This window comes from Alicyclobacillus sp. SO9, assembly GCF_016406125.1.
Taxonomy (GTDB): domain Bacteria; phylum Bacillota; class Bacilli; order Alicyclobacillales; family Alicyclobacillaceae; genus SO9.
The window spans coordinates 5,031,685-5,053,603 of sequence record NZ_CP066339.1 but is presented as its reverse complement, the minus strand read 5'-3'; the positions used below and the strand labels follow the sequence as shown (position 1 = coordinate 5,053,603).

The 21,919-nt window shown below is 48.8% G+C and carries 17 protein-coding genes and 1 pseudogene; 15 read left to right on the top strand and 3 right to left on the bottom strand.

Annotated elements, in window-relative coordinates; all coding sequences use genetic code 11:
- Positions 1-227 precede the first annotated feature (227 nt).
- Positions 228-944: a hypothetical protein gene (locus tag GI364_RS23590; RefSeq protein WP_198851598.1), complete on the bottom strand. Its 717-nt coding sequence runs from the start codon at positions 942-944 to the stop codon at positions 228-230.
- A 26-nt stretch (positions 945-970) separates the two neighbouring features.
- Positions 971-2,836, bottom strand: a pseudogene (locus tag GI364_RS25555) (hypothetical protein).
- 850 nt (positions 2,837-3,686) lie between these two features.
- On the opposite strand from GI364_RS25555, the gene GI364_RS23575 reads away from it, so the two are divergent.
- From GI364_RS23575 to GI364_RS23505, 15 genes are all read left to right on the top strand, one after another.
- Positions 3,687-5,678 (top strand): heterodisulfide reductase-related iron-sulfur binding cluster, encoded by a 1,992-nt coding sequence (locus GI364_RS23575; protein ID WP_198851595.1) that lies wholly within the window; start codon positions 3,687-3,689, stop codon positions 5,676-5,678.
- A 76-nt stretch (positions 5,679-5,754) separates the two neighbouring features.
- Complete coding sequence (locus GI364_RS23570; RefSeq protein ID WP_198851594.1) at positions 5,755-6,939, top strand: acetyl-CoA C-acetyltransferase; 1,185 nt, start codon at positions 5,755-5,757, stop codon at positions 6,937-6,939.
- A 26-nt stretch (positions 6,940-6,965) separates the two neighbouring features.
- Positions 6,966-7,820: a 3-hydroxybutyryl-CoA dehydrogenase gene (locus tag GI364_RS23565; RefSeq protein WP_198851593.1), complete on the top strand. Its 855-nt coding sequence runs from the start codon at positions 6,966-6,968 to the stop codon at positions 7,818-7,820.
- A 72-nt stretch (positions 7,821-7,892) separates the two neighbouring features.
- Complete coding sequence (locus tag GI364_RS23560) at positions 7,893-8,675, top strand: enoyl-CoA hydratase/isomerase family protein (RefSeq protein WP_198851592.1); 783 nt, start codon at positions 7,893-7,895, stop codon at positions 8,673-8,675.
- Between the two features lie 50 nt (positions 8,676-8,725).
- Entirely contained in the window at positions 8,726-9,865 is a 1,140-nt protein-coding gene (locus tag GI364_RS23555) for an acyl-CoA dehydrogenase (protein WP_198851591.1), read from the top strand.
- Positions 9,866-9,968: 103 nt separating this feature from the next.
- On the top strand, positions 9,969-11,114 hold the full coding sequence (locus GI364_RS23550) for an acyl-CoA dehydrogenase (RefSeq protein ID WP_198851590.1): 1,146 nt from the start codon (positions 9,969-9,971) through the stop codon (positions 11,112-11,114).
- A gap of 81 nt (positions 11,115-11,195) precedes the next feature.
- Positions 11,196-12,143 carry a methylmalonyl Co-A mutase-associated GTPase MeaB gene (gene meaB, locus GI364_RS23545; protein ID WP_198851589.1) on the top strand — a complete coding sequence of 316 codons (948 nt, stop codon included), beginning with the start codon at positions 11,196-11,198 and terminating at the stop codon, positions 12,141-12,143.
- 162 nt (positions 12,144-12,305) lie between these two features.
- The gene (gene rpoE, locus GI364_RS23540; protein ID WP_198851588.1) at positions 12,306-12,866 is read left to right on the top strand and encodes a DNA-directed RNA polymerase subunit delta; all 561 of its coding nucleotides are present in this window, start codon (positions 12,306-12,308) and stop codon (positions 12,864-12,866) included.
- A 147-nt stretch (positions 12,867-13,013) separates the two neighbouring features.
- A complete protein-coding gene (locus GI364_RS23535) occupies positions 13,014-14,642 on the top strand; it encodes a CTP synthase (protein WP_198851587.1) in 1,629 nt (542 codons plus the stop codon).
- A 250-nt stretch (positions 14,643-14,892) separates the two neighbouring features.
- Positions 14,893-15,255, top strand: coding sequence for a response regulator (locus GI364_RS23530; RefSeq protein ID WP_198851586.1), 363 nt, complete (start codon positions 14,893-14,895; stop codon positions 15,253-15,255).
- Positions 15,256-15,359: 104 nt separating this feature from the next.
- On the top strand, positions 15,360-15,791 hold the full coding sequence (locus GI364_RS23525) for a 3-aminobutyryl-CoA ammonia lyase (protein ID WP_198851585.1): 432 nt from the start codon (positions 15,360-15,362) through the stop codon (positions 15,789-15,791).
- 44 nt (positions 15,792-15,835) lie between these two features.
- Complete coding sequence (locus GI364_RS23520; RefSeq protein ID WP_198851584.1) at positions 15,836-16,699, top strand: 3-keto-5-aminohexanoate cleavage enzyme; 864 nt, start codon at positions 15,836-15,838, stop codon at positions 16,697-16,699.
- 102 nt (positions 16,700-16,801) lie between these two features.
- Entirely contained in the window at positions 16,802-17,449 is a 648-nt protein-coding gene (gene fsa, locus GI364_RS23515; protein ID WP_198851583.1) for a fructose-6-phosphate aldolase, read from the top strand.
- A gap of 89 nt (positions 17,450-17,538) precedes the next feature.
- Positions 17,539-18,249 carry a 2,3,4,5-tetrahydropyridine-2,6-dicarboxylate N-acetyltransferase gene (gene dapD, locus GI364_RS23510; RefSeq protein WP_198851582.1) on the top strand — a complete coding sequence of 237 codons (711 nt, stop codon included), beginning with the start codon at positions 17,539-17,541 and terminating at the stop codon, positions 18,247-18,249.
- 13 nt (positions 18,250-18,262) lie between these two features.
- Positions 18,263-19,384 carry an N-acetyldiaminopimelate deacetylase gene (locus GI364_RS23505; RefSeq protein WP_370541813.1) on the top strand — a complete coding sequence of 374 codons (1,122 nt, stop codon included), beginning with the start codon at positions 18,263-18,265 and terminating at the stop codon, positions 19,382-19,384.
- A gap of 1,373 nt (positions 19,385-20,757) precedes the next feature.
- Here GI364_RS23505 and GI364_RS23500 read toward each other — a convergent pair.
- On the bottom strand, positions 20,758-21,909 hold the full coding sequence (locus GI364_RS23500) for an aminotransferase A (protein WP_198851580.1): 1,152 nt from the start codon (positions 21,907-21,909) through the stop codon (positions 20,758-20,760).
- Between the last annotated feature and the right edge of the window lie 10 nt (positions 21,910-21,919).

Below are 21,919 nucleotides of genomic sequence, written 5' to 3'. Positions count from 1 at the left end.
CAACACAGTGGATAATGGTGCATTTTACTGTATGTTTATATACTTTTGCTGTCGATCCTACTATTCGTCGACAGATGTTGAGCTGCTTGAAGCCAGAAAATCGGTTACCAACTTTACTATTTGTAAACAGTATTTTAGCGGTGATATTGAAACTACTCACGCCAATAGGACACCAAGGCTAGCGTACGAAGCGCCCCTGGGAAAAAGGACAAGTTGCAAGGGAACGGTCAATTGGCTTCCCAGCTTTTATCGAAATCCTTCGGTATTTCGCTGTTGATTTTCTTCAATAATTCCTGAAAATGTTTTGTTTTGTTTGGATAGCTTTGCTGATTTCCAACTACATTTTTAATCATAGATCCTGCGTCATTGACGAACGCAATGGATTCACGAAACTTTCTTTTGTCTTGCTGAGTAACCATATAGTATCCAGCTTCAGACAAAGCGCTCGCTACATGACCCAGCAGTGGGTATTGAGGTGATTTGAAATTATCACCAGACCCCATATCAGATCCGGCCTGAATTATTTGTGTTCCAATTGATCGATCCTTGTTGGGAGTAGATGGACTCAGATTTGCCTCTGAGGCATCCAGCGTTCGAACGAATCCAAGGTTAATCTGTGTCCACTTGATGCTCTCGTTGTAAGCATGGTGACGGTAAACACCTATTGTTCCGAGCAATAACGCTATGCCCAAAATTCCTGTCACCCACATCATTGACTTACTGTTTGAATGCTTCCATATCCAAGAGTGAAAAAACACTCCCGCTAACCAGCCTAAAGCTCCCAAGAGTATGATGGAGGCGACGTAGAACCCATAGGGCTGGTTCCACACCCAATTATGCCAATTATTTGAGTATCCGGGGATTGGGACGGGAATACCACAGTACCCTGCGAGCAGACCAATGACCGTTCCCAATGGAATCATTGATGATTTTACAAACTTCAAATCCCACGTGCCTCCTCTTTGCATTGCTACAGCGTCTCTGTATTACATTCTGAAATCCAAAACCTTTGCCAATAATCGATGTATTTATCAGGTAAATACTTAGACTCAACAATGCAGCAAGTATAGTCTTTTATCGACTCATTGATTTCTTCAGCCAACAGTTGTACAAAAATCGGAAACAAGTCATACCCTTCAAAAACAAAGGTTAAAAACCAACCCATTTTCTTACCGAGATGCAGTGCTTTCGCTAAAAGCGATTTGGCTTCTCCCGGCTGGTTTTGCTGGCTGAACGCCATCGATTTCAACAATAACAATTCAATCATCGTACCAAACCTGTGTTCACTCTCCGCCACGATATACAGGCGATCAATAAGGGCTGCGGCATCCGTGTTCGTGTCCAGTGCAATCCAAACTCGTAACAGGGTCAAGTATTCATATTCGCGTTCCAGTGTAATGGTTTATTCGGTCAACAGCTTTGTTCGCGCAATCCAGTCTTTAAGATCACTTTCCTTCTCGTCCCTCATATCCATCCTAACTTGGAACGCATCCAGAGATAAGTGCCATTGCGGCATATCGCAATCAGTGACAAATTGCTTGAGGTCTTTGATGGCGCTTTCAGTTGGATATGCTGGATGCTGGAGTTTTTTTAGGCGAAGGAATGCTGTAAAGCTGGGAATGTAGATTCCAGCCAGTTTCTCCTTTTGCCCAATCTGCATGGCCTGGGAAAGGTGGGTTTCGGCGCGGTCCAGTTGATTTTTCTCAAACGCCAATTCACCCAGATATCCAGTAAGTAACCCTAATATGGGGTTTTCAAGTGGGAATCCTCGTTTCATATATTCATCAATCTTTGTAAAAAAGGCAGACGAGCACGCGAAATCACCATAACTCCCCAAGAATCCTCTCGACAAATACATGTGATTTGGATTGAAGTCGATGGTCTTTAAGATTTCGCTCTCGTAAGGAAGGTAATCTGAAATTTTCAAGCGATATTTCAGTATATCGTCGAAATTCTTTCTCAGAAAGCTGATATGGCCGTGAAAGTGCCATATTTCCAACAGCAGTGCATGACTGTCCTCCTGGGAAAATGCCCCCGTGTCAATCTGGTTTTCCAGAGATGAGATGTGTCTTACAGCCTCATCTGTTCGACTGCCGAGAAACAAGGCCCAGCAGTAATAAATCACAAGAAACGGCGAAGATTGTACTGCATCAGGAGGGATTTTGCCAATGATATTTAGGAACTCTTCTGCATTGCCCTGTTTTAACATTGCAGGGGCTAGTTTGGTTAGGAGTGTACAGGCTTCTGATGAGTTGTTTGCCAACAACTCATGGTTGAGTGCTTCTGTGTAGAACTGTTTTGATTGGTACCATTCTGCAGCCCGGTGGTGTAACCCGTCGATATTCTCCGGGTGGGTGTGCATCAGTCTGTTTTGCAAGAAGTCAGAAAACAGATGATGATATCTGTACAGACGACGTTGGTCATCCAGAGATATCAGAAACAAGTTATCCTCGACTAGTTGTTCAAACAGGAGACGGCTGTCTGAACGCTTGGTTACGTGGTTACAAAGGCTCTCTTCCAGTTGGCTGAGAATTGAAGTGTCGAGCAAGAACTCCTGTGTGTCAGCAGGCAGGCCCTGGAACACTTCTTCAAACAGGTAATTATGGACATCCTGCTTCAATATCTTGGTTGAGTTATGAGTTAGAAATCGTGCCTGCTGGTGAGCAAGAGAGATGAGCTGAATGCCGGCAGCCCACCCTTCTGTTTTTCTCACGATGTCTCTAGTCTGCTTGTCATCTGTAGGCAGGTGGTAATTCTGCAGTAAGTGAGCAGCCTCCGCCCAATTGAATGCAAGTTCCTCTGCAGTGATTTCCAGCAATTCGCTGTGAAGCTTCATTTTTGTAAGCGGGATTGGCAACGGTGTTCTGCTGCTTACGATAAGCCTAGTGTTTTGCGGCAAATATATAGTTAAATAGTGAAGGATACGATGTATATCAGGATTCGTGATGAAATGGAAATCATCCAAAATCAGATGGATTTTATTCTTTAACTCAGACAATTCTCGAATAAACTGTACGAGAATTTGTTCAATCTGTGGTTGAGATGTGTGAAGTTGTTTTATCAGTGATTTACCAAAGGAAGGGAATTGAACTCGAACACTCTCAATGAGGTAGTGTAAGAAACTCACCCTATGATTGTCCGCTGCATCTAGGGAATACCAACATGCTTGAGCATTTGACCTGAGCACCCAGTTTCCGAGAAGAACGGATTTGCCATAGCCTGCCGGCGCCACCACAGCAACCAGTTTCTGTTGCCCTTGGCTCAACATGTTATAGAGTCGGGAACGAGGAACAATGGCCGATCCTGCGGGCGGAGCTGTGACTTTTTGATGGATAAAGGGAATAAGTTCCAATGCTACCATCCTTGTGATTGAAACGTTTAAGAAATGCCTACACAATTTATAAACTGTCTGCACATGGCTGTTCTTTTTAGGATACAAGATACCCGTGTTGTGAGTCTAGCCAGAATTCAGTTACGGAAGACGGACGTGACTCGAATTTGCCACAAGTTCCATGGTTCACAGAGGCAGATGTTCATGGTATGTTAGAATTGTATTAGTGTTGTATCCTGTTCTAGGTTATCGCTATGTTATTTTATGAACCGACCGGTTGGTAGATACTGCGGTTTTTACAGTAAGGAAGCGGATTCATACACCTCTTTATAATTTTGCTAGGAGGGAACAATCAATGTGGTATGTCATCCAGGATATTCTTTTCGTTGTGTTGCTGGGTGTGGCTGTGTGGCTGTTTGCATCGGCCGTTCTTGACAGAGGAAAATACGTACTGGCCGGCGCCCCTGATCCAAGTCGAACTGACCGCAAGGGACAGCGGGCCTGGAGTTTTGTGACGAACGTCTTATTTCAACGCAAGGTGTTGGCAGAACCGTCAGGGCTGGGACACTTCTTTATTTTTTGGGGCTTTCTTGTTCTGGTTTTCGGCGATCTCGATTTTATGGTCTACAACTTGACCAACTGGCACTTCCCCTGGGCATTGTCCCCAGTCTATCTGTTTATAGAGGAAGTTCTGTCCCTATTCGTCTTTGCGGCCATTGTTGTAGGGCTGGTTCGCAGATACGTGTTTAAGCCCATGCGCCTGTCGAAATCCTTTGAGGCAGGCTTTATTTTGGTTTTGATTATGATTATTGTACTGACTTATCTGTTTGCAACAGGTGCAGATATGGTTTTGACACACCATAATCCAGGCTGGGCTTCACCGGTTGTCAGTGCCATTGCCACCTGGTTTGGCGGACTGTCCACAGGAGCCTTAACAGCGATTAAGGAAGTTGCATTTTGGTTGCACGTATTAAGCATCTTTACCTTTCTCTATGTAATTCCGCGTTCCAAGCATTCACATATGATGGGTTCCATGTTGAACTGGTACTTTCGCCGTCTCGATTCACCAGGGCGCTTATCCAAACTGGATTTGGAAGATGAGAGTATTGAGGAGTTTGGAGTGGGCCGGATTGAACAGTTTACATGGAAGCAGCTTTTAGACGGTTTTGCTTGTACAGAGTGCGGACGCTGTCACATTAACTGTCCGGCGACACTCAGCGGCAAGCCGCTTTCACCAAAATACCTGATTCTTAAAATGAAACACGCGGCAGTAGACCAAGGACCCGGGATGTTAGCACAAATGGCAGCTGGTGCTGAGGAGATGGCAGAACCTGCTACAGAACCGCTGTTTAACAATGTTTTTAGTGAAGAGGAGGTCTGGGCCTGTACAACTTGCCGAGCTTGTGAAGAGGCTTGTCCGGTTGCCAATGAACATGTTTCTGACATCATTGACCTGCGCCGCTACCTGGTTCTAACCGAAGGCAAAGCATCCCCTGACGTAAACAAGGTCTTTTCAAACTTGGAACGGCAGTCCAACGAATGGGGCGTCAGCCGCAAGGAGCGTGCGGTTTGGGCAAAAGACCTACCCGTCCAGACAATGGCAGAAGTCGACGGTAAAGCAGAGTACCTGTTCTTCGTAGGCACAGCGGCTTCCTTTGACCAACGTAATCAAAAAATTGCTCAGGCCTTCGCTAAGATTCTGTTGGCGGCGGGCGTTGACTTCGCTATCTTGGGAGAAGAAGAAGAGAGTGACGGAGACTCTGCTCGAAGACTGGGGAACGAATTTTTGTATCAGGAATTCGCACAGGCGAATGCCGATTTGTTTAACGAATACGGAGTTAAAAAGATTATTACTACAGACCCTCATGCCTTCAACACCATTAAGAATGAATATCCAGACTTCGGATTCGAAGCTGAAGAAGTTTTGCACAGCACACAATTTGCAGCGAAACTGATTCAGGAAGGAAAGCTGAAGCCAGAGAAAACGATTAGTGAAACCATTACTTATCATGATTCCTGCTATTTGGGCAGGTATAATGATATATACGACGCACCCCGCTACATTCTTGAGTCCATTCCAGGTATCAAGCTTGTAGAAATGGAACGAAGCCGCAACAAGAGCATGTGCTGTGGTGCAGGCGGCGGAGGAATGTTCAAGGAAGAGACAGGAACCCGCATTAATGTCATGCGGACAGAGCAGGCCATGGAAACTGGCGCCAGCGTAATTGGCACAGCATGTCCCTACTGCATGACAATGATGATTGACGGTACAAAGGCTAAGGGAGAAGAAGAGAACATCAGTACCTATGATGTCATTGAACTATTGGCAATGTCTATTGATAAGTAGCAACGATAATAGTTTACAAACCTGCAAGGACACCGATGGAGCGGTGTCCTTGGCATGTCAGGAAGGAGATAAACAAGTGACACGTTCTGTAATTGTCAGTGCAGCTCGTACACCGTTTGGACGCTTTGGCGGCGCTCTTGCTCCGAAAAAAGCAGTCGAACTCGGCGGATTGGTGATTCAGGAAGCCATGTCCCGGGCTAAAGTGAACGCAGAAGAGGTAAACCAGGTGATTATGGGCATGGTTCTGCAAGGCGGGCAAGGGCAGATTCCTTCACGCCAAGCCGCCAGACTGGCAGGATTGCCTTGGGAGACACCAAGTCTCACGATTAATAAGGTCTGCGCCTCAGGTTTGCGGGCGGTTACATTGGCGGATGCCTTGATTCGAGCAGGCGATGTACAAACAGCAGTTGCAGGTGGAATGGAGAGTATGTCCAATGCTCCCTATATCCTACAAGGAGCGCGATGGGGGCAGCGGATGGGTGACGGGTCAGTCATTGATTTAATGATTCATGACGGCCTCCAGTGTGCTTTTCACAATGTTCACATGGCTGTACTAGGAAGCAGAGTTGCAGGTGAATACGGCATTAGCCGGGAGGAACAAGACAGGTTTTCTCTTCGCAGTCATCAGCGCGCGCTTGCTGCAATTGACTCGGGCAGGATGCGCGAGGAGATTGTACCGGTAGAGGTGCAAAAGAAGAAAGAGACTGTTGTCGTGGATACGGACGAAGCGCCGAGAAGAGACACTTCTTTAGAGAAGCTGGCAGCGCTTTCACCTGTGTTCACAAAAGACGGAAGTGTTACAGCCGGGAACGCTCCGGGAGTCAATGACGGGGCAGGCGCATTGGTGGTGATGTCGGAGGAGTATGCCAGGGCAACTCATCGTGATGTTATGGCCTACATTCTCGGCTATTCAGAGGTAGCTGCAGAGGCCGCGTATATTGCAACAACACCCGGATTAGCTATCCAAAAACTCTTGGATAAAACCGGCAAAAAGCTGAGTGACATCGACTTGTTTGAAGTCAACGAAGCGTTCGCAGCCGTAGCACTTACTGCTGGAAAGATGTTGAACTGGGATGAGGAAAAGGTGAATGTGAATGGTGGTGCAGTAGCCTTGGGACATCCTATCGGTGCAAGCGGGGCACGTATTCTCAGCACTCTGATTTATGAACTTCGGCGCCGCGGCGGCGGATTGGGAATCGCCGCAATCTGCAGTGGAGCAGCACAAGGTGACGCTGTTTTGGTTGAGGTTCCGAAAGCCTAACACTATACCGTCAAGAGGTGGAGAAAATGAGCGATATTAAGAAAATGTTGGTAGTTGGATCAGGCCAAATGGGCAGCGGAATTGCTCAAGTGGCGGCGCAAGCCGGATTGACTGTGGTGCTGAATGACATAAACGAAGAATTGACTGAACGCGGGTTGAAAACAATCACGAAGAATCTCACGCGGGATGTTGAAAAGGGACGCAAGACAGAGCAGGAAAAAGCAGACGTTTTGTCGCGCATTACACTGTCTACTTCCCTCGACGACAGTCGAGACGTCGATTTGGCGGTTGAAGCTGCAACTGAGAACATGGAAATCAAAGTGAAGATCTTTGAACAGTTGGATGCGATTGCGCCAGCCCACGCTATTTTGGCGTCTAACACATCGTCTCTTCCCATAACAGAAATTGCAGCAGTAACAAAGCGCCCGACTCAAGTCATCGGCATGCACTTCATGAATCCTGTTCCAGTCATGAAGCTGGTGGAGGTGATTCGCGGCTTGGCGACGGCGGATGACACGTATCAAGCAGTTCATGACTTGGCTGTAAAAATGGGAAAAACCGCTGTGGAAGTGAATGATTTTCCCGGCTTTATTTCAAACCGCATTTTGCTTCCAATGATTAATGAGGCGATTTACTGTGTCTATGAAGGTGTAGCAGAGCCTGAAGCCATTGATGAAGTTATGAAACTTGGGATGAACCATCCCATGGGGCCGCTGACTTTGGCAGATTTCATCGGACTCGACACGTGTCTCGCCATCATGGAAGTGCTGTATGAGGGATTTGGCGACTCCAAATACCGGCCTTGTCCCTTGCTTCGCAAGTATGTTAAAGCGGGATGGCTCGGCAAAAAATCTGGCCGAGGGTTCTACGTTTACGAATAAACCGGTTTGCACTGCATAAATCGTCACAGTCACACAGGTACATCAGATTGAATACGAAAAGGAGGCTGTTTGATGGCTCTCGAACAAGCGGTTACTTTGTCGGTTGCGGGTCCCGTAGCAACCCTGACGTTGCAGCGTCCCAAGCAGATGAACGCACTCAACCGGCAGGTTTTAGAGGAACTTTTAAGACATGTGGAAATGTTAAAACAAACACCTGAAGTACGGGCTGTCATTCTTCGTGGAGAAGGAAAAGCTTTCGCTGCAGGTGCAGATATTAAGGAAATGCAGGACCTGACCGCAGTCGAGGCGCAGAGTTTCTCAGAGTTAGGGCAGACGGCTTTTCGGGGATTGGAACAACTTCACTGTCCGACCATCGCGCTCATTCAAGGTTATGCCCTTGGCGGCGGACTGGAACTAGCCATGGCTTGTGACATCCGAATTGCGGCGAAGGGGGCTAAGTTCGGACAACCGGAAATTGGGCTTGGCGTGATTACCGGGTTTGGCGGAAGTCAGCGTCTGCCCCGTATCGTCGGACAGGGCAGAGCCCTTTCCATGTTGCTGACAGGAGATCTGGTGGATACCGATGAAGCCTTTGCCATAGGTCTTGTGACACAGGTAGCTGAACCAGATGACTTGCATGAGAGGGGAGAAAAACTCGCTCAAAAACTGGCAAAGCTTGCTCCTAAGGCAGTGAATTGGATGAAGAAAGCCGTCTACGAAGGGGCTGAAGCAGACCTGACTCAAGGACTGTCAATGGAGGCTGCTTGGTTTGGCCTAGCCTTTGGTACAGAAGACCAGACTGAGGGTATGACGGCGTTTGTGGAGAAGCGGAAACCTGAGTTTAGGGGCAAATAACTTTCGGAGCAGATAACAGAGTTTAGACATGAGAAAGTGTGGGGAAACACATGGATTTTGAACGCACTTTGGAACAGCGGCAGATGCGGGAAATGGTTCGTGACTTTGCCCGTGAGCAAATCCTGCCGCGAGCTGCAGAAATTGATGCCACAGACGAGTTTCCTCGCGATCTCGTTCGTCAAATGGGTGAGTTGGGTGTTATGGGGCTTCCGATACCAGAAGAGTACGGGGGCGTAGGTGCCGATTTTTTGACTTACATCAATACAATTGAAGAGATTTCCTATGCGTCGGCCGCACTGGGTGTCATTTTAGCTGTTCACACCTCTGTGGGTACGTTTCCAATACTCTACTTTGGGTCGGAGGAACAGAAACAAAAGTATGTTCCTAAACTTGCCAGCGGTGAGTTCTTGGGAGCATTTGCACTGACAGAGCCGAACGCAGGCTCTGATGCCAGTTCCATCAGCACAAAGGCTGTGCTAGACGGAGACCACTATGTGCTGAACGGAAGTAAAGTTTTTATCACCAATGCTGGCGAAGCAGATGTCTACTGCGTTTTTGCGGTGACACAGCCCGCTCGGGGAAACCGAGGGATTACTGCGTTTCTGGTCGAACGCGATACACCGGGATTCAGAGTTGGTAAGAAAGAGTCTAAGATGGGGTTAAACGGATCGGCCACTTGTGAACTGCTGTTTGAAGACGCAAAAGTACCTGTCGCAAACCGTTTAGGTGAAGAGGGACAGGGATTTTCCATTGCAATGAGGCTGCTTGACGGCGGTCGAATTGGCATTGCTGCTCAGGCTCTGGGGATTGCGAGAGCCGGTCTTGACGCAGCCAACGAATATGTGCGTAATCGAAAGCAATTTGGCAACGAACTCATTCAGTTTCAAGGTGTACAATTTATGCTGGCAGATATGGCGACAAAAGTGGAGGCAGCACAGTGGCTGGTCTATCATGCGGCCATACTGCGAGGAGAAAACAAGAACTGCACGAAGGAAGCCTCGATGGCAAAGGTGTTCGCTTCAGACACGGCCATGCAGGTAACCACCGATGCTGTTCAACTGCACGGCGGGTACGGTTATATTAAGGATTTCCACGTTGAACGGCTGATGAGGGATGCAAAAGTCACACAGATTTATGAAGGAACCAATCAGATTCAGCGAATTGTCATCGCAAGACAATTGAACAACTAGATTGAAAGCAATTGTATCAACCATGTAAGTGGACCATTTCGAGAACTTACATCGGCCACTTAAACTGAGCGCTTGCAGAGCGAAAGAGAGAGGAGTTCATCGCATGGATTTTATGCTGGACAGAGAACATGAACAAATTCGTCAATTGGTCAGGGACTTTGCGAACAAGGAGGTAGCACCTACGGCGGCGGAACGCGATGAAGCAGAGAAGTTTGATGAAGCTCTGTTTCAGAAAATGGCGGATATCGGACTGACTGGTATTCCCTGGCCGGAGGAATACGGCGGCGCAGGTATGGATTACCTTGCATATGTCATCGCTGTCGAAGAGCTGTCCAGGGTTTGCGCCTCCACTGGAGTCGCATTGTCCGCACATACTAGCTTGGCTGGCTGGCCCATTTACAAGTTTGGAACGGAAGCGCAGAAGCAAAAGTATCTGACCCCCATGGCTGAAGGCAGTTGGATTGGGGCTTATGGGTTGACGGAGCCCGGATCGGGATCGGATGCTTCAGGGATGCGTACGACTGCTGTCAGGGACGGCGATGAATATGTCCTGAACGGCAGCAAAGTGTTCATCACAAACGGCGGTCCGGCTCATGTGTACGTGGTGTTTGCTATGACCAATCCCGAAATGGGATCGCGCGGAATCACTGCATTTATTGTTGAAAAAGGTATGCAAGGATTTTCGATTGGGAAAAAAGAAAAGAAAATGGGTATTCGAGCGTCCACCACTGTGGAATTAATCTTCGAAGACTGCCGGGTCCCTGTTGAGAATCGTCTGGGCGACGAAGGCTTTGGCTTTAAAATCGCCATGATGACGCTCGACGGCGGACGAAACGGGATTGCTGCCCAGGCGTTGGGAATTGCTCAGGGAGCTTATGAATTGGCGCGGGACTATGCAAAAGAGCGCAAACAGTTCGGCAAGCCCATTGCAGATCAGCAAGCAATACAGTTCAAACTGGCAGACATGGCCACCAAAATTGAGGCAGCCCGTTTGCTGACGTATCAAGCAGCCTGGAGAGAATCAAACGGTCATGAGTACGGAAAAGCCTCTGCCATGAGCAAGGTATTTGCTTCTGATACAGCCATGGAGGTGACGACTGAAGCGGTCCAGGTCTTCGGCGGGTATGGTTTTATTCGCGAGTACCCTGTGGAGCGCATGATGAGAGACGCCAAAATTACACAGATTTACGAAGGAACCAATGAGATTCAACGGATGGTTATTGCCCGTCTCGTGCTTAAGGAATCGTGATAAACTTTTTTAGCAACAGTTTTAGCAACAGTTTTAGCAACAGTTTCATCAACAGGTTCATTTGAAAGGGTGACGGGCGATATGCACCCGCTGCTTAACCGGATTTTAAGAGGGGAGCCCCGCGCTGTGGCACGGGCTCTGACTCTGATTGATAACAATGCCCCAGACAAACGTGCGCTGTTGGAATCCCTGTATACATACAGCGGGAAGGTGCAAGTCGTTGGTTTTACGGGATCGCCCGGGGCAGGGAAAAGCACACTGGTAGACAAAATGATAGATTTTGTCCGCAAACAAGGTTTGCGAGTGGGTGTACTTGCTGTCGATCCGTCAAGTCCATTTTCAGGTGGTGCCTTGCTCGGAGACAGGGTGCGCATGACGAAGCACAGCACAGACCCTGGCGTGTACATTCGAAGCGTCGGGAGTCGGGGCGGCCTCGGAGGCATCGGGAAATCCACGCGCGAAATGCTGTATGTACTCGAAGCGTCAGGCTGTGACGTGATTTTTCTGGAAACGGTCGGCGTGGGGCAGGCTGAACTTGACGTGATGCAGGTGGCAGATTCTGTTGTATTGGTACTGACCCCGGGTGCCGGTGACGATGTACAGACTGCAAAGGCTGGTATTATGGAGATTGCCCACTTGTTTCTTGTCAACAAACGAGATTTGCCTGGCTCAGATACACTGATTCAGGAGCTCCGGTTGATGCTTCACGAGAAAACACTCCTGCGTGAAAACTGGCTTCCGCCTATTGTCTCAGCGAAGGCCGTAGCAGGAGAAGGGATGGAAGAACTGTGGCAGGCTTTGACACGTCACTATGAGCACTTGCATGAGTCGGGTTTCTGGGAACAGCGCCGACGCAACCGGCACCGGGATGAGACGCTGAAACTGGTTGACGCAGCGCTCTCAGAGTATGTCAGGAAGCGGGCAAAAGAAGATACAGAATGGAAGAGGATTCTGGAGGAAGACTTGAGTCAGGACCCCTATCAAAGTGCAGAAAACATTCTGACAAACTTTCCTTGGAAACAGTTGTGACGAAACAAAAGGATTGTGCTATAATGTCGCACGTATTAAAATTCTGCACACACACGAATTACCTCGGTGTTCATGCTTCAACCATTATTTTAGAACCAGTTGGATAGATATAGTCAGGGGCAGGGAAAGGCCCTCTGACCAGTTTTTGAGGAGGAGTTTTCGATGGCAGTTGCGCTGTCAAAGTCACAGAATGAGATTCAGAACATGGCACTCGTCGAGTTGGCTTATGAGGTTCTTAAGCAATCGAAGGACCCGATGTATTTTCGCGATCTCATGAAGGAAATTCAAGACCTGCGTGGAATGACTGAAGACGAGGCTATGGCCGTCATCGCACGCGTCTATACAGAACTCAACATTGATGGACGATTTCTGTGCCTGGGTCAAAATGTCTGGGGTTTGAAGCGTTGGTATCCTGCAGATCGAACTCAAGAGAAATCGCTCACCAGCAAGCGCTTTGTGCGTAAATCCGGGGATGCCTTTAGTGATGACGATGAAGACGGTTTGGATGACACGGATGAATTAGAGATCGACAGCGATGATGACGAACTGTCGCCATTATTGGACGATGATTCCGAATCGGACGACGACGATTACGCGGACGACGATTCTGAATCAGACGAAGACTTCTCGGATGATGACGATGGTGAGTTTTCTGATGATGAAGACAACGATGATGACGACGAAGAAGAAGATGAAAGTGAAGACGAGGACGAATCGCTGTAAAACTTCATAGATTATCTGATACATCCCGTTAGGATATGCTTTCTAAGTGTGTCAGTTGCGTTCTGGTATTTGCCAGAACGCTGTTTTTGTATGCCAGACAGACGCGTTGGAATGGCCCTTTTGGGACAAGTTTGAGGAGGAGCGAGCATGGCGAAGTTTATTTTTGTTACAGGCGGAGTGGTTTCCGGCTTAGGGAAAGGCATCACTGCTGCCTCGCTGGGGCGATTACTGAAGAATCGCGGTTTAAGGGTTACGATTCAAAAATTCGATCCGTATATTAACGTCGATCCCGGCACAATGAGTCCATATCAGCACGGTGAAGTGTTTGTAACAGATGACGGTGCTGAAACGGACTTGGATTTAGGGCACTATGAGCGTTTTATCGACGAAAGCCTAACAGCTAACAATAATGTTACAAGCGGTAAGATTTATTGGACAGTCATCACAAAGGAACGCCGAGGCGATTATCTGGGCGGTACGGTCCAAGTGATTCCGCATATCACAAACGAAATTAAGGAGCGTATCATTCAAGCGGCCGATCCCGAAACAGACGTGGTCATTACAGAAATTGGCGGTACAGTTGGCGATATCGAAAGCTTGCCGTTCCTTGAAGCGATTCGAGAAATGAAGAACGAAGTAGGCAGACAAAACGTCCTTTATATCCATGTTACCCTAATTCCCTACCTGGAGATGACAGGTGAAGTAAAGACAAAGCCAACGCAGCACAGTGTGGCAGAACTGCGAAGCATCGGCATCAATCCGAATATTGTTGTTTGCAGAACTCAGGTCCCCCTGTCCCTCGATGTCAAAAAGAAAATTGCCTTGTTCTGTGACACAGATGTTGAATCGGTCGTCGAAGCGAGAGACGCACAGGTGCTATATGAAGTTCCTTTGATGCTTCATGAAGAAAAAATCGATGAGATTGTCCTACAGCACTTTGAAATGAACACGGCGCCTCCAAGTCTAGACGAGTGGAAAGCCATGGTGAACCGCATCAAGGAACTCAAACACACTGTTAAAATAGCAATTGTAGGAAAATACGTAGCGCTTCCGGATGCATATGCCAGTGTTATGGCCGCACTCAATCACGGTGGTTATGAAAACAATACGTCAGTCGAGTTTGAGTGGGTTCATTCTGAAGACTTGACTGCGGACAATGCTCCTGAGATGCTTGCGGGTGTGGACGGCATCTTGGTACCAGGCGGATTTGGCGACAGGGGCATTGAGGGTAAGATTGTTGCTGCGCAGTATGCACGTGAACGGGAAATTCCGTACTTTGGCATCTGCCTTGGTATGCAAGTGGCAGTCGTTGAATATGCCAGGAATGTGGCCAAGCTGTCTGGTGCTCACAGCAGCGAGATCGATCCCTTTACTCCTCATCCTGTCATTGCACTCTTACCGGAACAGGAGAACATTGAGGATATGGGTGGTACCATGCGGTTGGGCGCGTACAGCTGTGCCCTTACCCAAGGAAGCCGCTCGCGAGAAGCTTATCAGTCCGATTTAATCAGTGAACGCCACCGCCATCGGTACGAGTTTAACAACAACTACCGGGTTCAGTTGGAAGAATCAGGCCTGCACATTGCCGGAACGAGCCCCGATAAGAAACTCGTTGAGATTGTCGAAGTTCCAGAGCATCCGTGGTATGTCGGCGTCCAGTTCCACCCCGAATTCACGTCTCGGCCAAACCGTGCTCAGCCGCTGTTCCGAGAATTTGTAGCAGCTTCCTTGCGTTACCAATTTGGCACCTTGAAAGCTTCTGAAACGGCTTTATAAGATGTATTTCATCAGAATTCATTGTCGCTCAATTGGCGGCCAATCAATTCCGGGATAAATAGAAATTTTTTTGGACAGGCGTATGGTTCGAGCACATTCTCGTTCCATGCGTCTTTTTCTTTCTCGTGAAGTTAGTTGCAGGAATTCAGATTTCACACAGCGAATACTTGGTCAAGGCCAGACTTTACTAGTCATAGTAGAGGTTGTTTACATAACATACTCAGATTTTTCCTTCGAGAAGGTGAACGTCTTGGCAAAAAAAGTATTGATTGTGGATGACCAGCTTGGTATCCGTGTGCTTCTTCAAGAAGTACTCAGTAAGGAGGGCTATCAGACATATCAGGCCCACAACGGCTCTCTCGCACTGGACCTGGCAGTTTCAGAACGCCCTGATTTGATTCTTTTGGATATGAAGATACCAGGTATGGACGGGCTGGAAATTCTCCGTAATCTAAGAAAAAAGGAAATCACAGCGAAAGTGCTGATGATGACCGCCTACGGCGAATTGGATCTGATTCAAGAAGCCATGGAGATGGGGGCTGTGGCGCATTTTACAAAGCCTTTTGACATCGATGAATTGAGACAGGTAGTAAAGGCTCAACTGAATGCGTAGAATGGGTGCGGCTTAGCTTCACCCGCTTTTCTTTATGTTGCCCTCTACTGGGCTGATGAGCACTTGCGGCCTGGGAGAACATTGTTTTAATAGGGAAATTTAAAATGAGAAAGGGCGTAATAGGTGTGAGCGAACACGATGGTTATGAGAGTGTGATTCGTCTGCGTATGAGCGATGCTGACGCGCATTACGGAGGACGTCTGGTGGATGGCGCCAGAATGTTGTCTCTGTTTGGCGATGTGGCAACAGAATTACTGATTCACTCTGACGGCGACGAGGGACTGTTTGTTGCCTACGACAACGTTGAGTTCAAAGCTCCTGTTTACGCTGGAGACTACATAGAAGCACGAGGACAAATTACACGTTATGGGAACACTTCACGACAGATGACATTCACGGCTTACAAGGTGATTGAGGCCAACATAGACGAGGCTTTTCCATCGGCTGCGCAAGTACTCTCTCAGCCGATTATTGTTACAAAAGCCACGGGAACTTGCGTGGTACCAGCCGAAAAACAGCGGTTTAAAGAAAAGTAAATTGCAGGTCAAAAGGGAAATACCAGCGGAAGCGGGGATGTCTGTTGGAAAAACTGATTGTAACAGCAGCAATGGTCGGAGCGGAAGTAACAAAAAGCGACCAGCCTCATTTGCCAGTAACACCAGATGAAATTGGAGAAGCGGCTGCAGCCTGTCGTCAGGCTGGGGCGAGTATTATTCACTTACATGTACGGACTGACAGCGGCGAACCTACGCAAAATAAAGAACGGTTTAAAGAGACCATTGAAGCCATTCACAAGCGCTGCGATGTCATCGTTCAAGTCTCAACGGGCGGTGCAGTCTGGATGGACACTCCGGAACGTCTTCAGCCAGTATCATTACGCCCGGAAATGGCAACATTAACGTGCGGAAGCGTCAACTTTGGAAATGAGGTTTTTCGGAACGACTGGCAGACGTTGAAGAATTTCGCTGTTGAGATGAAGGCGTTTGGTGTTCGACCAGAATTTGAAATTTTCGACGCGGGTATGATTAAAAATGCCATGCAGTTGGCGAAGGAAGACCTCGTCGAGCCGCCCTTCCACTTTGACTTTGTGTTGGGGGTGCCTGGAGCATTGCCGGCATCCGCGAAAAACCTGCTCTTCTTAACTGAATCCATTCCGTCAGATGCCACCTGGTCTGTTGCGGGAATTGGTCGTCATCAGTTGCCCATGGCCGCCTTGGCTGTCACTCTTGGTGGACACGTACGTGTCGGGTTCGAAGACAATATTTTCTATCGAAAAGGCGAGTTGGCCCAAAGTAATGCCCAACTTGTTGAGCGGGTTGTCCGTATCGCGAGAGAACTGGATCGGCCAGTGGCGTCACCGGACGAAGCAAGAGCAATTCTTGGGATTCCCCGGATTACAGATACCACGGCAGATGGTATGATAGGGGGAAAGGGTACCACCTAAGAAAGCAGCAATAGAATACATTTTGGCCCGTACCCGTTACAATCCGTTTCGAATTTTGAAACGGATTCTTTCAGAAAAACAGGAGTAGGAGAGTGAACATGTATGAAACTGTTTATTGACACAGCCAATGTAGATGAGATTCGTAATGCAGCTGAGATGGGAATTTTAAGCGGTGTCACAACGAATCCAAGCCTGATTGCCAAAGAGGGCAGAGACTTTGTACAGGTTCTCAAAGAAATCGTTGAAATCGTCGACGGCCCAATCAGTGCAGAAGTCGTAAGTCTGGATGCCAAAGGCATGGTCGAAGAAGGACTTCCCTTGGCAGAATTGCACCCTAACATCACCATCAAAGTTCCGATGACGTCGGAAGGTTTAAAGGCAGTGTACGCCTTTGCCAAGAAGGGCATTAAAACCAACGTTACACTGGTGTTTAGCGCGAACCAAGCCTTACTGGCAGCGCGCGCAGGAGCCAGTTTCGTGAGTCCGTTTATTGGTCGACTGGACGACATCAGCTTTGACGGGATAGAGCTGATTAGCGATGTCAACATGATTTTCGACATTCATGACATCGATACTGAAATTATTGCCGCCAGTATCCGTCACCCAATGCACGTAACGGAAGCCGCAAAAGCAGGTGCTCACATTGCCACCTGTCCATACACAATCCTGGACAAAATGACGAAGCACCCGTTGACCGATCAAGGCATTGAGCGCTTCCTGGCAGACTGGAGCAAAGTTCAGAAAAAGTAGGCAGTGTTGCGAAGGATTGAGAAGTACGAAGGATTGGGAAGCAGCGAAGGCAAAGAGGAGAAAACGGGATAGCAAGCGGTGAAAGGGGAATGACGACTTTGGACGCGAACGAAATTATTGAGTTCATTCGGACCAGTGAAAAGAAGACTCCGGTCAAAGTTTACTTGAAAGGCGAATTGGCTGGATTGGAATTTCCGAGTGAAGTCAAGACATTTTTCAATGGAAACACAGGTGTTCTGTTTGGCGAATGGAAGGATGTTCAACCTGTCCTGGACCAAAACACCAACCTGATTGAGGATTATGTAGTTGAGAGTGATAGGCGAAATTCTGCCATTCCCCTGTTGGACACCAAAGGCATTCAGGCACGCATCGAACCCGGAGCAATTATTCGGGAGGGTGCAATAATTGGAAATAACGCCGTCATTATGATGGGAGCCTCCATCAACATCGGCGCGGAAATTGGCGAGGGTACAATGATTGACATGAACGTTGTGGTAGGCGGCCGCGGCACCATCGGAAAAAATTGCCACATTGGTGCAGGAGCTGTCATAGCGGGAGTGATTGAGCCACCCTCGGCAAAACCCGTGATTATTGAAGACGGAGTGTTGGTAGGTGCCAACGCTGTGATTCTTGAGGGAGTCACTGTCGGCAAAGGGTCGGTCGTTGCTGCTGGGGCCATTGTAACTGAAGATGTGCCTGAGCAAACCGTTGTAGCCGGTGTTCCTGCGCGTGTACTGAAGAAAATTGACGCGCGGGTGCAGGCAAAAGTAGAAATTAAACAAGAACTGCGGCAGTTATAAGGTGACAGCGCAGGTGGATTGGATTCAATTTCGCCGGTCGCTGCACCAAATTCCTGAGCCGGGTTTTGAAGAATTTAAGACTCAGCGTTTTCTCCTGAACTACATTGAATCGTTACCTCAGGAACGCCTTACAATCAGGACATGGCGCACTGGTATTTTTGTTCGCGTACGGGGAACGAATCCCAAGCAAACAATCGGATACAGAACTGATATGGACGGACTGGCTGTGGACGAACATACGGGTCTCCCATTCGCCTCGAAACACGAGGGGATGATGCATGCTTGTGGTCACGACATGCATATGACCATTGCGGCTCGCATCCTTACAGAGATAGTGACAAACCCGGTAGAGGACAATGTCCTGTTTGTGTTTCAGCCGGCAGAGGAAGGACCGGGGGGCGCAAAACCCATGCTCGAAAGTGATGAGTTTGTTGATTTGCGCCCAGACGTTATGCTGGCACTTCATGTAGCGCCGGAATATCCCGTGGGTACCATCGCGACGAGACCCGGCATCCTGTTTGCCAACACGTCCGAGTTGTGGATAAGCCTTGTTGGGCAAGGCGGCCACGCGGCTTATCCGCACCGGTCTAACGATATGGTGGTAGCTGCAGCCCATCTTGTAACCCAGTTACAGTCCGTAGTAGCACGCAACGTCGATCCGTTAGACGCAGCGGTGGTAACAGTGGGGAAGATTATCGGCGGCACAAGGCAGAATATCATCGCTGAGCGCGCAAGACTTGAAGGAACCATTCGAACCCTGTCAGCAGATTCGATGGTAAAAATAAAGGGACGCATCGACAGCATTCTTCGGGGCATAGAAGCTGGATTTCAGTGCGAAGCCACGGTGGATTATGGTTCAAACTACGTTCAGGTCTACAATCACGAGAACGTAACGGATGACTTCATGAGATGGCTTCAAGATACAGGCGAAGCCGAGTTGGTGGTTTGCCAGGAAGCTATGACCGGTGAGGATTTCGGTTACTTCTTGGCTGAGATTCCAGGTATGATGTTTTGGCTTGGCGTCGATACGCCCTACGGTTTGCATCATTCCAAGATGAATCCGTCAGAAGACGCCGTGGAAGTGGCCGCTCGAGTTGTCACCGGCTACATTCGACATCTAAGCCGCAACCCTTGACCTTGACCCGCCGTTGCTAAGCTGTCGCGCTGAGATTGAGATTGAGATTGAGATTGAGATTGAGGAGGTCAAGTTCGAGAGAGTGTATGAATTTGTTCATCGGTGGAGCAGATGTAACCGACATCTTGTACTTCGATGCGTTCCCTTTATTCTTCTCTCTGTTGATGCCATTGCACTGACTCCACTGGACGCTTATGACGTTGCAGTTGCAAGATGCCGGGTAGAGGTGGCTGCCCGGCGGCGATGTAAGGCTACGGTACGATTATGGTACGGTTATGGTTACCGTAAGGCGGTTAGTGCCTCGAAAGATCCCTATTGTCGGAGAGGCAATGCAATTGTGATCGCAATGATCCCTAATGGCCCCTTAGCTGAGGCATTAGTGTCATAAATGGACACTAATCTCGGCAACGGCAAAATGGAGTGTGGATGATAGGGAGCAACGGGATCACTATGTCAGGCGGCCTCCACATGATAGTTATCGAATGGATCACTATCATGTGGAGGCCATCATGATAAGGATCAAAAGGATCACTAACCAGCGTGACAACGAACGAGTGTCGCCCCCGAACCGAATCGCTGCTGATTCAGGATCGGCCCGCGCGAGCGTTTGCACAGCTGCGTACCCCGGTTCGGAATGCCTTGGCTACAGATAAGCTCCTCCCGGATCGCTATTTACTATTCGTACCCGCAAATGTTGAAGATAAGCGTTTTTCAAACGCTTATCCTCGACTCCATCAGTGATGGCGAGACCGGGGCCCCGCCGCCGCGAGCATTTGCACAGCTGCGTACCCTGGTTCGGGTGCCTTGGCCGCAAATAAGCTCGTCTGGGATCGCTATTCCGCTATTTGCACCAAAAACCGGCGAAATAAGCTCCTCCGGAAGTCTTATCTCGCCTATGCACCCCGGTTCGGAATGCCTTGGCTACAGATAAGCTCCTCCCGGATCGCTATTTACTATTCGTACCCGCAAATGTTGAAGATAAGCGTTTTTCAAACGCTTATCCTCGACTCCATCAGTGATGGCGAGACCGGGGCCCCGCCGCCGCGAGCATTTGCACAGCTGCGTACCCTGGTTCGGGTGCCTTGGCCGCAAATAAGCTCCCCTCGGATCGCTATTCCGCTATTTGCACCGAAAACCGGCGAAATAAGCTCCTCCGGAAGTCTTATCTCGCCTATGCACCCCGGTTCGGGATGCCTTGGCTACAGATAAGCTCCTCCCGGATCGCTATTCTGCTACTTACACCGGAAACCGCCGAAATAAGCTCCTCCGAAAGTCTTATTTGGCCGACTCCGCTCAGCCTCCGCTCAGCCTCCGCTCAGCCTCCGCTCTCCCGCTCTCCCGCTCTCCCGCTCTCCCGCTCTCCCGCTACGCGTTTATAGCTTTCGGAGAAAGTTTTCCATCCGGTGGAGGGCTTCTTTAAGTATTTCCATACTGACGGCATAGGATATTCGGACGTAACCTTCTCCCATTTCAGAAAAGGCATTCCCAGGCACTACGGCGACCCCAGCTTCGGACAGCAATTTGTGAGCAAATGCTTCGGAGGATAGGCCGAACTTCTCGACGGAAGGAAAGATGTAAAAGGCACCGCCGGGGTGGACAGGTTCGAGGCCCATTTGTGTGAGACGATGATAGACAAAATCTCTGCGTTGGCTGTATTCGGCGCGCATGGCAACGGCATCAGTGATGCCTTCCGTTAAAGCTTCGAGGGCTGCCTTTTGACTAATGCTGCTGGCGCATGAGGTGAGGTATTGATGGACTTTCAGCATCTGCGCGGTAATGTCTGCGGGCGCAAATGTGAGTCCGATGCGCCACCCGGTCATAGCGTGGCTTTTCGACAAGCCGTTGACAACAATGGTTTTATCCCGCATTCCTTCAAAGGCTGCGATGGATGTATGAGGCTTGTCATAGACAAGTTCGCTGTACACCTCATCAGACACGATAAAAACATCTAGCTTCTTCAGCACCTCCGCTAACTCTGCCATCTCTTCATATTCGAGCTGTACGCCGGTAGGGTTTGAAGGATAGGGGAGGACTACGCAGCGGGTTCGGTGCGTTACTGCTTCGAGGATGCGACGAGGATGCAGGCGAAAGCCTGTATCGCGGGTCTCAATGTGAATTGGTATGGCACCGCACAGCCGAATTAGAGGCTCATAGCCCGGGTATACGGGCCCGGGGAGAATGACTTCATCCCCTGCATCGAGGATAGCGTGGAAAGCCATGGCGATACCTTCTGTGCTTCCGTTAGTCACAATCACCTCAGATTTACCATCGTAGCGTAATCCGTACCGGCTAACGTACTGTGCAGCAGCAGTCCGCAACGGCAGAATTCCCGCGTTGGTGGTGTAGCCTGTGAATCCCGCATCGATGGCATCTTTAGCAGCGCTCTTGATGTGAAGGGGAGTTGGTAAATCAGGCTGTCCGATTGTAAGAGATAAGGCGTTTGGATACTGTTGCACCAGGTTAAAGAATCTGCGAATGCCCGAAATTTTTATGTGTTCTACCCTTTGGCTGAATGCAGGACTCAAAGATAATTTC